Raw genomic sequence first — 12,719 nt, forward strand, 5'->3', positions numbered from 1 at the left:
GTACTGGCTGCCGACTGGGCAGGGCTGACGGAGGCAACGCGATTTCATCCGTGAAGGAGCGTGATCCGCCGTGGAAGGCTGGACATTCGAGGGACAGCCGGGAGCCCTGGGCGACACCACGACCACGCTGGTCGAGGGGGGATCGTTCTGCGTATGCGAGCAGAACGGCGACATCCTGCCGGGCGGGGCCCAAGGCGTGTACTACGCCGACACCCGCCTGGTGTCCCGGTGGGAACTGCGCGTCGATGACGCCCCCCTTGAGAGCCTGAAGGTGGTGCCGGGGGAGCCGTACCACGCCACCTTCCTCGGACGGACCCCGCCCCGGCCCGGCCGGGCCGACAGCACGATGCTGGTGATCAGGGATCGCTACGTCGGCGGCGGCCTGCGTGAGGACGTCACGCTGCGCAACCTCGCCGACGAGGCCGCGGGATGCCTGGTCACCCTGATGGTCGCCTCCGACATCGCCGACCTGTTCGAGGTCAAGGCCCACCGCATCCAGTGGGTGACCGACGTCGAGACGATCGTGGACAGCACCGGGCTGAAGATCGTCTCGGCGAGCCGGTCCCGGGGGGCGCGGGTCATCGCCGACTCCGAGGGGGCGGAGTTCAACGCGATACCCGGCCTGCTGACCTTCAGGACCGTCGTGCCCGCGCGCAGCGAGTGGCGGGTCACCCTCCAGGTGAACCCGATCCTCGACGGGGAGGAGGCGCCCGCCTGGTTCTCCGCGCGCCGCCCGGTCGAGCACGCCGAACCGGCCATGCGCCTGGCCGAATGGGTGCGGAGCAGCCCGGCCATCAGCACCACGAACGTCCCCCTGGCCCAGGCGCTCCGCAGGTCGAGGACGGACCTCGGCAGCCTGAGGCTTTTTGAGAAGGACCGCCCGGAGGAGCTTCCTTCGATCGCGGCCGGCGCGCCCTGGTTCATGACCCTCTTCGGCAGGGACTCCCTGCTGACCTCGTGGTTCGCGCTCCCGCTCGACCAGACCCTGGCCCTCGGCACGCTGCGCCGCCTCGCCGAGCTCCAGGGCACCAAGGTCAACCTGCTCACCGAGGAGGAGCCCGGCAAGATCCTCCACGAGCTCCGGTACGGCGTGGAGCCGGGGGCGCCCGCCTCCGCCGGAGGCCAGCCGTACTACGGGTCGGTCGACTCCACCCCGCTGTTCGTCATGCTCCTCGGCGAGCTGCGGCGCTGGGGCCTGGCCGGTGACGACGTACGGCGGCTCCTCCCGCACGCCGACGCGGCACTCGGCTGGATCGAGGACTACGGCCAGTGCGAGCGGTTCCTGTGGTACCGGCGCAAGACCGACCGCGGCCTGGTCAACCAGGGGTGGAAGGACTCGTTCGACGGCGTGAACTACTCCGACGGCAGCCTTGCCAGGGCTCCGATCGCCCTGGCGGAGGCCCAGGGGTACGTCTACGCGGCCTACATCGCGCGCGCCAACCTCGCCCACGAGGAGGGGGACGCCGAGACCGAGGGGCGCTGCGAGAAGCAGGCGGAGGCCCTGCGGGAGGCGTTCAACGAGCGGTTCTGGATCCCCGAGCGGGGCTACTACGCGATGGGGCTCGACGGGGAGGGGCGCCTGATCGACGCGCTCGCCTCCAACATGGGCCACTGCCTGTGGACGGGGATCGTGGACGAGGACAAGGCCCCGTCCGTGGCCGAGCACCTGGTGTCGCCGGAGATGTTCAGCGGGTACGGCGTGAGGACCCTGGCGACCGACATGGGCGCCTACAACCCGATGAGCTACCACAACGGGTCGGTCTGGCCGCACGACAACGCGATCATCGTGGCCGGGCTGATGCGCTACGGCTTCGTCGAGGCGGCCCAGCGGATCGCCGAGGGGCTGCTGGAGGCGGCGCAGGCGTGCGCCGGGCGGCTCCCCGAGCTGTTCTGCGGGTTCGGGCGTGAGGAGTTCCCTGCGCCCATCCCGTACCCGACCTCGTGCGCGCCCCAGGCGTGGGCCGCGGCCACACCCATCCACCTGGTCAGGTCGCTGCTGCGGTTCGACCCGTGGGTGCCCTACGGGAAGGTGTGGGTGGCGCCCGCGCTGCCTGACGGGTTCGGCCTTCTCCAGGTGTCGAACCTGCCCCTCGGTGAGGCCAGGCTCATGGTGAAGGTGCAGGAAGGCGACGACTCCGCCACCGTCTGCGGGCTCCCCGGGGGAGTCCAGCTGATCAACGAACCGCGCCCGCCGACGGCGGTCTCCGCGCCGGACCGTGACTGATTTCGCGACGTCACGGAGGGGTATGAGCACTCCGGGGATCCGGCTGGAGGTGCGCTCCGACATGGCCACATCGATCGGCGTCTTTGGGCGGCGGCACGCTCCGCGACAGGCCGGAGGCTCTGGAGGCCTGCATATCGCCATGGTGGCGCCGCCGTGGTCGGAGGTGCCGCCCAAGGGGTACGGCGGCATCGAGGCGATGCTGTCCGACCTCGTCGGCGGCCTGATCAGGCTCGGCCACGATGTGACCCTCATCGGGGCGGGCAGGACCACGACCAAGGCACCCTTCCTGCGCACCTACAGCCGCGCGCCCTCCGAACGCATCGGCGAGCCGATGCCGGAGGTGCTGCACACGGCCATCGCCGCCCGGCTCCTGGCCCAGCTGGACGCCGACATCGTTCACGACCACACCCTCGCGGGGCCGCTCACCGCCCTGGGCAGGACCGCCCCGACCGTCGTGACCTGCCACGGGCCGGCCGACGGGGAGCTCGGGGAGTACTACCGCACCCTGGGCGACCGCATCTCCCTGGTGTCGATCTCGCTCGCCCAGCGGACCTACGCCCCCGACCTCAACTGGGTCGGGCAGGTGTACAACGCCGTTGACACCCGCACGTTCCCCTACAGGGAGCGCAAAGAGGACTGGGTCCTGTGGATCGGGCGGTTCGCCGGGGACAAGGGGGCCCATCTGGCCATCGACGCGGCGCGCGCGGCCGGCCGGCGCATCGTGCTCGCGGGCAAGCTCGTCGAGCCGGCCGAGTTCGCCTACTTCAACGAGCACGTCCGCCCGAGGCTCGGGCCGGACGCCCGGTACGAGGGCGAGGCCAACATCGTGCGCAAGCGCCAGCTCATGGCGGCGGCGCGCTGCCTGCTCTTCCCCATCACCTGGCAGGAGCCCTTCGGCCTGGTGATGATCGAGGCCATGGCCTGCGGGACGCCCGTGGTCGCCCTCGGGCTCGGGTCGGTGCCCGAGGTGGTGGTCGACGGGGTCACGGGGTTCGTCCGGCGGTACCCTCACGAGCTGCCCGCCGCCATCGAGGCGGTCGACGGGCTGCGCCCCTCCGACAGCCGCGCGCACGTGGAGCGCGACTTCGACGTCATGTCCATGGCGACCGGGTACGAGCGGGTCTACCGCGAGGTCGTCGCGCGCGCCGGGGTGCCGATCCGCTGATCGCGCCCGCCCGTATCGTGGTGGTGCCGCGCTCCCGGGATCGGGGCGCGTACCACTGAGGAGGGCGTCATGACGGAGTTCGTACGTGTCGAGGCCGGCGGCGGGGTCGCGACCATCCGGCTGGACCGGCCGAAGATGAACGCCCTCAACGGGCAGGTCCAGCGGGAGCTGGCCGCGTGCGCCCGCCAGGTGGACGCCGACCCGGCCGTGCGCGCCGTGGTCATCTACGGGGGAGAACGGGTGTTCGCCGCAGGGGTGGACATCAAGGAGATGGCCGACATGACGTATGCCGATATGTCGGCACACTCGGGGGAGCTCCAGGCGTGTTTCACCGCCGTGGCGAAGATCGGCAAGCCCGTCATCGCGGCGATCACCGGCTACGCCCTCGGAGGGGGCTGTGAGCTGGCCCTCTGCGCCGACTTCCGCATCGCGGGCGAGGGCGCCAAGCTCGGCCAGCCCGAGATCACGCTCGGCATCATCCCGGGCGCGGGCGGCACCCAGCGGCTGCCGCGCCTGATCGGCCCGGCCAGGGCCAAGGACCTCATCTTCACCGGGCGCCACGTGGGCGCGGCCGAGGCGCTCGCCATCGGCCTGGTCGACAAGGTCGTCCCCGACGCCGACGTCCACGCGGAGGCGCTCGCCCTCGCCGAGCGGTTCGCGGACGGCCCGGCCGTCGCGCTGCGCGCCGCCAAGCAGGCCGTCGACCACGGGCTCGACGTCGACCTGACCACCGGCCTGGAGATCGAGCGGCTGCACTTCTCCGGCATGTTCGCCACCGAGGACGCCCGCGCCGGGCTGCGCGCGTTCGCCGAGAAGACCAAGCCCGAGTTCACCGGCCGCTGACCGGCTCGTACGGCCTGCGGGCACGCCGCCGCGGGAAGGGCGGACGGCGGGCGTGCCCGTAGCACCGGGCCGGGGCGGTGCCACCATGGGGAATATGACATAACGGTATTCATCGGCAGTTCGGAGAGATCATGGTTTCCCGCTAAGGTGACCGATCATGTCGCGGTTTGTAATGCGCGTCCTGGCGCCTCTGCGGGTCCGGCGCGCCATACTTGGCCGGTTGGACGGCCGTTACGTGACGCGGGCCGATCACCGGCAGGACGTCCGGGATTCCCTGTGGGAGGTCCAGGCGCTGAAGCGGGAGGTCACGGCGCTGCGGCGCGAGGTCGACCAGCTCCGTCGGCGTGCTGCGGGCCCGACCGCGCCCTCCACCGACCCGAAGCTCGCGGCCAGGGTCGAGGACGCCCACCGGCTCGCCACGGAGACGGCCTCGGCCGTCGACCACGTGCTCCAGTCCGAGGTCCTGATCTGGCAGGCCATCGACGCGATCCGCGAGGCCGGGGGCTCGGAGAAAGCGGCCCCATGAGGGTGGGCTGGGCGGTGGACGGCGATCTCTGGAGGCTGCGCCTCCGGCTGGATCCCGGTGAGGACCTCACCGGCACCGTCACCGACGGCCAGCGGGTGGAGCTCGCCACCGACACCTGCCACCTGCGGCTGCCGCGTTCGACCGGTGAGGCGTCCGTCCATCCTGACCTGCGGGCACTCGCCGCGTGGACGGTGGTCGCGCCCTGGACGTCCGGCAGGATCGTCTTCGACCGCCCCATCTCCTCCGAGCTGGCCGCGGCCCTCCACAGCGGCTGGGGCGTCGAGGCGGGACCGGCCGGCGAGTCGCCCCGGACGCCGGGGACCCGGCTCGCGATCTCCTACAGCGGCGGCGCGGACTCGGTGGCGGTGGCGGCGATCCTGCCGGACGCGCCCCTGGTCCACTTCCGCAGGGTGAGCCACCCCCGCGTCCCCAACCGGTGGACGCACTACCGGTCCGACGTGCTCGCCGGCCTTGCCCGGAAGACCGGCAGGGACGTGACCACCGTCGAGTCCGACCTGGAGTTCCTGCTGCGGCACCCGCGCCCCGGGTATCCCGAGCACCATGCCGTCATGGCCGGCGCGGTCCTGCTGGCCGGGGCCATGGACCTCGGCGGCGTGGCGCTGGGGTACGAGATCGGCTCGCGGTGGCTCGGCGGCGGCCGGTACGTCCACAGGTACACCCCCGACAACCCCATGTGGTCGGCCCACGGGCCGTGGGGACGCCTCTTCGCCGCCGCGGGGCTGCCCCTGGTCCTCCCGGTGGGCGGGATCAGCGAGGCCATGACGATGCGGCTCGCGCTCGGCTCCGAGCTGCGGGACCAGGTGCGCTGGTGCCTGCGCGGCGACAGCGACGGCCCGTGCGGCCGGTGCGGCAAGTGCCTGTACAAGGAGCTCATCCAGGCCGCCATCGAGCGGCGCCCGATGAAGACCACGATCACCGCGGACCGGCCGGTTGCGCGCAAGTGGCAGCAGCCGCCGCCGTACGGGGGCCAGGAGATGATCGAGTACGGCTGCGCCCACGTGCCCGGCATCGAGGACACCCCCTTCGCGAGGGCCGCCGGGTACCTCGGGGCGACGCGCGAGTCCACCTTGTGGCTGGAGCGGTGCTACCCTCCGGCCGTCGAGGAGATCCCCGAACCATGGCGGAGGGGGATCGAGTCGACCATGCTTGACGAGTTCGGGTTCATGAACGCGGAGGACATGGAGCGGGTGGAGAGCTGGGGACGGCGATGAAGGTTTACCTGTCGGTCGACATGGAGGGCGTGACCGGGCTAACCGACCCCGAGGAGATGCACGCCGGGGGCCGGGGCTACGAGCGCGGCTGCGAGCTGATGACCGCCGACGCCAGTGCCGTGATCGCGGGGGCCTTCGAGGCGGGCGCCTCCGCCGTGGTCGTCAACGACGCCCACGGATCGACCAAGAACCTCCGCGTCGACCTGCTCGACGCGAGGGCCTCGCTGATCCGGGGCCCGGGTAAGCCGATGCGCATGGCCCAGGGGCTGACCGCCGACTTCCAGGCCGCCTGCTTCGCCGGGTACCACGCCCGGGCCGGCGTCCAGCACGGAGTGCTCAACCACACGTGGATGGGCAAGGAGATCCACAACGTCTACCTCAACGGCGAGGTCTGCGGGGAGACCCGGCTGGTGGCCGGGCTCGCCGGGTTCCTCGGGGTGCCGGTCGCGCTGGTGACCGGTGACGAGGCGGTCTGCGAGGAGGCCCGCGCGCTCCTCGGCGACGTCGAGACCGTCGCGGTCAAGAAGGGCATCGACAGGTTCTCCGCCGAGCTGCTGCCGCCCAGCGTCGCCCAGGCGCTGATCCGGGAGGCCGCCGCCCGGGCGCTGAACCGCCTGAGCGACTTCCGGCCCCACGAGGTCGCGCCTCCGTTCACGCTCGGGGTCGAGTGGAACTCGACCGCCATCGCCTCGGGCTGCGCCCTCGTCCCCGGCGTCCGGCTGGTGGGCCCCCGGCACACCGAGTTCACCACCGAGGACTTCCGCGACATCATGGGCCTGCTCGGCGTCTTCGCGACGCTCGCGGGCCAGGTGGCCTGCGGCAGCGGCGTGTACGGCTGACCCATGGAGACCGATGGGTTACCAGGGCGTGACCGGCTGACGCGCAGGTCGCTGCTCGTCGGCATTGGCGCGGCCGGTGGCGCCGGCGCCATGTACGCCGCGATGGGGGTGCTGGGACTGGCCCCCTCCAAGGAGACGGCGCCCGTGCGCCCCGTCGGCGGCGCGGGAGCCCCGGCCCCGTACGTCCCGCCGCAGCCCTCCGACTTCTCCCTGCGCGGCGGGGGTCCGGCCAGGGTGCTCGTGCTCGGCGCGGGCGTGGCCGGGCTGGCGTGCGCGTACGAGCTGGGCAAGGCCGGGTACGACTGCACGGTCGTCGAGGCCCGTGACCGCGTGGGCGGGCGCAGCCTGACCCTGCGCGGCGGGGACGCCGTGACCGAGCTGCCGGACACTTCGGGTGCGGGCGGTGAGACCCAGCGGGTCGCCTTCGGGGCCGGCACCTACTTCAACGCGGGACCGGCCCGCATCGCCCAGTGGATGGTGACGCTCGACTACTGCCGCGAGCTGGGCGTCCCCCTTGAGGTCTTCGTCAACAACAACGCCGGCGCCTACGTCCTCACGGCCGGCATGAAGCGGCCCGTGCGCGCCCGTACGGCCCGCGCCGACGCCTACGGGTACATCTCCGAGCTGCTGGCCAAGGCCACCGACGCGGGGGCGCTCGACGCCGAGCTGACCGGCGCCGACAAGGAACGGCTGCTCGACTTCCTCTCCGAGTTCGGGGAGATCGGCCAGACGCGCGGGTACACCGGCGGCGAGCGGCGGGGGTACCGCGTGAACCCGGGAGTCGGGCCGGGCACCCCCCTCGGCCCGCCGCCCTCGCTCACCGAGATCCTGAGCCAGGGCCTCGGCCGGATGCTGACCATGGACGCGGGCTACGAGCAGGCGATGCCGATGTTCCAGCCCGTGGGCGGGATGGACTCCATCGTCCGCGCGCTCGCGGGACGCGTCGGCGCCGAACGCATCAGGACCGGCACGCGGGTCACGAAGATCACGAACCGGCCCGAGGGGGTCGAGGTCGCCGTCGAGAACGGGGCCCCGCTGAAGGCCGACTACTGCGTCGCGGCGCTCCCCCCGCACCTGCTTGCGAAGATCCCGGGCAACCTCGGCGCCGACGTCAGGGCCGCGCTCTCCGCCCCCGTCCCGCTGTCGGCGGGCAAGCTCGGCCTCGAATTCGGCCGTCGCTGGTGGGAGATCGAGGACCGCGTGTACGGCGGCGCCACCGAGACCGACCTGGACGTGGGCCACATCTGGTACCCCTCCTACGGGTTCCACACCGAGCGCGGCCTGATCGTCGGCTACTACAACACCGGGCAGGACGCCGAGAGCTACGACGGGCTGCCGCACCGTGAGCGCCTGCGCCGGGCCCTGGTCCAGGGACGGAAGGTCCACGGAGGCAGGTACGGCCAAGACCTGCTCACGAGCGTCTCGGTCGCCTGGCGGCGGCAGCCGCACATCGAGGGCTCGTGGGTGCGCTGGCCGTCGATGAACGGGTTCTCGCTGCTCCAGCGGCCCGCCGGACGGGTCTACTTCGCGGGCGACTGGCTCACCCACCTGATCGCCTGGCAGGCCGGGGCCTTCGAGTCCGCCCGTAAGGTGGTGACCGAGCTTCATCACCGCGTACTGAAGGAGGGGTGACCCATGAGGCTGGGCACGCTCGACTGGGTGCCCGCGGGGGAACGGCGCGACCTGCTCGCCGACCCGGTGGCCCGGGTAGTTGCGACCATGACCGACGAGGTCGCGGTGGCGCCCATCGACCCGGCACTCGCCGACACCGCCGCCTTCTGCGAGCGGTACGGCGTGGGGCTGGGGGAGTCGGCCAACTGCGTGATCGTGGCGGCGAAGCGGGGCGGCGAGACGCGCTACGCCGCCGTCATGGTGCTCGCGACGACGCGCGCGGACGTCAACGGCGTGATCCGCCGGCACCTGGACGCCCGTAAGGCCTCCTTCGCCCCGCAACGGGACGCCGTGGAGATGTCGGGCATGGAGTTCGGGGGCATCACGCCCCTCGGCCTGCCCGACGACTGGCCCGTGCTCGTGGACGCGGAGGTCGCGCGGCAGCCGTACGTCGTCATCGGCAGCGGCATCAGGGGCTCCAAGCTGGCGCTCGCCGGTGAGGCCCTGACCCGCCTGAAGACCGCCGACGTGGTGGCACTCGCCCAGTGAGGTGTCCGCCCTGTAAGACTTTCCGGATATGGGAAACCCTGGGGGCCGCTTTATCCGTTGTACTACCGGGAATGTGGCCTCCTGGTTCATCTCATGGGCGGGGTTTAAGCCGGTATGGTGCTACGTGCCGTCAAGAACCGCGGGCGGATGCCCGCGGAGTGCTCTCATCGCCACTATGGGCCGAAGGGAGAGAGCGGTAGCCGCGCGGGGGCGGTCGGCTACCGGTCGGCTGGCAACGGGGGTTGCCCGCCGCGATGGCAGTCGGCTATGTCGGCGGGCCACGTCATCAATTGCCGACCGGTGTTTTCCGGTATGGGCATTGCGCAAAGTAAGCGAAATGTGACAATTGGAGCAAGGCGCTTCACTCCGGACACCAATGCCGGGGCACCGCCGGAGATCAGATGAATCAGGACGACCGATTGGGCCCCTACCGGCTGCTCCGGCGGCTCGGTGAAGGCGGCATGGGCGTGGTCCATCTCGCCCTCGACTCCCAGGGCAGGCAGGTCGCCGTCAAGGTCCTGCGCGCCGAGGTCACCGGGGACGACGTGGCGCGCCGCAGGCTCGCGCGCGAGGTCGAGACCATGCGCCGTGTGCGCAGCAGGCACATCGCCGAGGTCGTCGACGCCGACGTCACCGGCAGCCGCCCCTACATCGTGACCCGTTACGTCCCGGGCAAGCCCCTGGACGACACGGTCAAGCAGGACGGACCGCTCGCCGTCGGCCCGCTGCTGCGGCTCGCCTATGGTGTGGCCGATGCCCTCGCCACGGTGCACGCCGCCGGGATCATCCACCGCGACCTCAAGCCCGGCAACGTGCTGATGCTCGACGGCGAGCCCGTGCTGATCGACTTCGGCATCGCGCAGGCCGTCGACGCCACCCGGCTGACGCAGACCGGCATGTTCATCGGCACCCCCGGCTACCTCGCCCCCGAGATCATCGAGGGACACGAGGCCGGGCCGGAGGTCGACGTCCACGCCTGGGCCGGCACGATGCTCATGGCCGCCACGGGCCAGCCGCCGTTCGGCAAGGGCACGCTGGAGATGGTGTTCTACAACATCACCGCGGGCAAGGCCAACGTCGACGCCGCCCCGGCGATCCTGCGGCCGCTGCTCCGCGCGGCCTTCCAGCGCGAGCCGGCCAGGCGGCCCACCGCCGCCGAGCTCGCCGCGCAGCTCTCCCGGCTCGTGCCTCCGGGCCCGGGGCAGGGCCGTCCGAACGTCCCCGACGAGATCCTCACGGTTCCTGACATGTCGGGAAATCCGGCCACGGGGACGGCCATGCGCCCCGGGGTGCCGTCTCCGGGCACGCCGGTCGCACCGGCCAAGCCCGCCGAGGAGTACGTGTCCCTGCTCGGCGAGGCGCCGCAGAGCCCCGGGGCCGTGGCAGGCGACCCGTGGCCGACCGTCCGCGTGACCGGCGACGAGCTTCGCAGGGCCGGCATCTCCCGCGAGCGGCCGGTCTCCACCGACGCGCCCGGTGCCCGCCCGGGCACCGGGACCCAGGGCACCGGGGCCCAGGGCACCGGAGCCCAGGGCGGCGGGGTGCGAGGCGCCGGGATGCAGGGCGGCGGAGTCCAGGGCTCCGGGGTGCAGGGCTCCGGGGAGGGCCAGGTGCCCACCCGGTACGCCCCGCCGACGCCCGCCCAGCCGTGGAAGGCCGCCCAGCCCGCGCCGCTCGACCAGGGCGAGGTGCCGACGCGGCGCGTGAGGCCCGAGGAGCTGAGCGACCTCGACGTCCAGGCCAAGCCCTACCGCGCCACCCCGGCGTCCCCGGCGGGGCCGGCCGGGCCGGTGCCGCCGCCGCGCTCGCACCAGCGGCCCCCGGCCGCGCAGGCGTCCCCGGCAGGGCCCCCCGCGCGGCCGTACCACCATCAGGCGCTCTTCGAGCAGGCCCCCGACCTGTTCGAGATGACGCCGCACGTGCGGCAGGAGCATCCCGCGCCCTACGTGCCGACCGTGCACCTCCCGCCGGAAGCGACGCACGGCTTGGGGCAGCACCAGGGCCACGGCGACGACCTGCTGCGGCGGTCGCCGGTGTACGGCGTGGCGAGCGTGCTGGCGCTGTTCGTCGTCGTCGGCGCCGCCGTGGTGGTCCCGGTCGTGGTGACGGCGCTGGGGGTCGTCGCCGCCATGCTCCTCAGGGCCGCCGACATCGCCCAGCCGAAACTCGCCACCAGACGCCCGGCCTCCGCCGCCGCCTCCGACGTGCTCCGCGTGCTCGGGCAGCCCGGGGCGCTGGCCAAGTCCATCGGCGTGACCGTCGCGCTCGTGCCGTACGCGCTGATCCTGGGCGTGCCGGTCACGCTCGTCCTGACCTTCCTCGTGAAGTCGTCCGGGAGCATGGCTCTGAGCTGGGGGGTCGCCGTCTCCCTGTGGGTCATCTGCGCGGGGCCGGGCGTCGAGGGGCCGGGCCGCCAGATGACCAGGGCTCTGGCCGCCGCCTTCCCCTCCAAGGGCGCCGCGGCGGCGATCACCGTGATCTTCGGCCTTGCGGCCGCGCTCGTGGCCGTCTACGCGGTGAGCCTGCTCGTCATGCCCGCCGGGGAGGCAGTCTGGAGTCCGGTGGACGTGTCCACCTGGCTCGATCGATTGGAAGGCCTTCAAAGGAAGGCAGGATGACGGGGGAAACGGTGCCGGAGACGCTGGACAGACTCGGTCCCTACCGGCTGTTGCGCCGGTTGGGCGAGGGCGGCATGGGCGTCGTCCATCTCGGCCTCGACCAGGAGGGCAGGGAGGTCGCCGTCAAGGTCCTCCACCCGCACGTGGCGGCCGACCTCAAGGCCCGCGACCGCCTGACCCGCGAGGTCGAGACCATGCGCCGGGTGCGCAGCCCGCGCGTCGCCGAGGTGCTCGACGCCGAGCTGACGGGGGCCACGCCCTACATCGTGACGAGGTTCGCGCCCGGCCGCACGCTGGAGGAGACCGTCCTTTCGGACGGCCCGCTGTCCGCGCGCGAGGTCATACGGCTGGCGCGCGGCCTGTCCGAGGCGCTGATCGCCATCCACGCCGCCGACGTCATCCACCGCGACTTCAAGCCGGCGAACGTCATGCTGGTCGACGGCGACCCGCTGGTCATCGACTTCGGCATCGCCCACCTGGTCAACGCGACCCGGCTCACGCAGACCGGCATGTTCGTCGGCACCCCCGGCTACCTCGCGCCCGAGATCATCAGGGACGAGGGGATCACCCAGGCGGCCGACGTGCACGCGCTGGCGGCCACGGTGTTCTTCGGGGCGACGGGCAAGCCGCCCTTCGGGTCGGGCTCGTTCGAGATCGTCTGCTACAACATCATGGAGGGCCGGGCCAGCATCGACCAGGCGCCCCCGTGGCTGCGTGGCTGGCTGCGCGCCGCCTTCGCGGTGGACGCGGGCGCCCGGCCGAGCGCCCAGGGCCTGCTGGCGATGGCGAGGTCCCTCGACCCGAGCGTGACCTCCTTCCAGGAGGGCCCGCCGGCGCGGACCGGCCACACCCGCAGGCTCGACACCGTCCAGGGGAGCGGGCAGGTCCCCGACGGCACCCGTGTGCTCGACGGGTCCGTCCCGGACGCCACCCACGTGCTGAACGGCGCCGCCTCCGACGGCACGCATGTGCTGAACGGCTCGACACCCGACGGCACCCACGTGCTGAACGGCACGGCGGCCGACCGCGCGCTCGACGACCTCCCGCCGACCAAGCGTACGAAGCCGGCGTCCGAGGACAGCTACTCCGACCTGCTGCCCCCCGTGCGGTAC

General features: G+C 72.6%; 10 protein-coding genes. All 10 read left to right on the plus strand.

The window, feature by feature from the left end:
• Positions 1-70 precede the first annotated feature (70 nt).
• On the plus strand, positions 71-2,224 hold the full coding sequence (locus AB0B89_RS04655; RefSeq protein ID WP_358548096.1) for a glycogen debranching N-terminal domain-containing protein: 2,154 nt from the start codon (positions 71-73) through the stop codon (positions 2,222-2,224).
• 22 nt (positions 2,225-2,246) lie between these two features.
• Complete coding sequence (locus tag AB0B89_RS04660) at positions 2,247-3,389, plus strand: glycosyltransferase family 4 protein (RefSeq protein WP_358548098.1); 1,143 nt, start codon at positions 2,247-2,249, stop codon at positions 3,387-3,389.
• A 69-nt stretch (positions 3,390-3,458) separates the two neighbouring features.
• Positions 3,459-4,232 (plus strand): enoyl-CoA hydratase-related protein, encoded by a 774-nt coding sequence (locus AB0B89_RS04665; RefSeq protein ID WP_358548100.1) that lies wholly within the window; start codon positions 3,459-3,461, stop codon positions 4,230-4,232.
• Between the two features lie 157 nt (positions 4,233-4,389).
• Positions 4,390-4,758, plus strand: a complete 369-nt coding sequence (locus tag AB0B89_RS04670) for a hypothetical protein (RefSeq protein WP_358548102.1) — start codon at positions 4,390-4,392, stop codon at positions 4,756-4,758.
• 14 nt (positions 4,759-4,772) lie between these two features.
• Positions 4,773-5,990, plus strand: a complete 1,218-nt coding sequence (locus AB0B89_RS04675; RefSeq protein ID WP_358548105.1) for a DUF6395 domain-containing protein — start codon at positions 4,773-4,775, stop codon at positions 5,988-5,990.
• Complete coding sequence (locus AB0B89_RS04680) at positions 5,987-6,829, plus strand: M55 family metallopeptidase (RefSeq protein WP_358548108.1); 843 nt, start codon at positions 5,987-5,989, stop codon at positions 6,827-6,829. The genes AB0B89_RS04675 and AB0B89_RS04680 overlap by 4 nt, the downstream gene beginning before the upstream one ends.
• A gap of 3 nt (positions 6,830-6,832) precedes the next feature.
• Positions 6,833-8,461 (plus strand): FAD-dependent oxidoreductase, encoded by a 1,629-nt coding sequence (locus AB0B89_RS04685; RefSeq protein WP_358548111.1) that lies wholly within the window; start codon positions 6,833-6,835, stop codon positions 8,459-8,461.
• A 3-nt stretch (positions 8,462-8,464) separates the two neighbouring features.
• Complete coding sequence (locus tag AB0B89_RS04690; RefSeq protein ID WP_358548113.1) at positions 8,465-8,989, plus strand: YbaK/EbsC family protein; 525 nt, start codon at positions 8,465-8,467, stop codon at positions 8,987-8,989.
• 401 nt (positions 8,990-9,390) lie between these two features.
• Positions 9,391-11,607: a protein kinase gene (locus AB0B89_RS04695; protein ID WP_358548115.1), complete on the plus strand. Its 2,217-nt coding sequence runs from the start codon at positions 9,391-9,393 to the stop codon at positions 11,605-11,607.
• Positions 11,604-12,719: serine/threonine-protein kinase (locus tag AB0B89_RS04700; RefSeq protein WP_358548118.1), on the plus strand; the 1,116-nt coding region annotated here is incomplete at its 3' end. The genes AB0B89_RS04695 and AB0B89_RS04700, both read left to right, overlap by 4 nt.

Source organism: Sphaerisporangium sp. NPDC049002 (assembly GCF_040649355.1).
In the GTDB taxonomy this organism is placed as follows: domain Bacteria; phylum Actinomycetota; class Actinomycetes; order Streptosporangiales; family Streptosporangiaceae; genus Sphaerisporangium.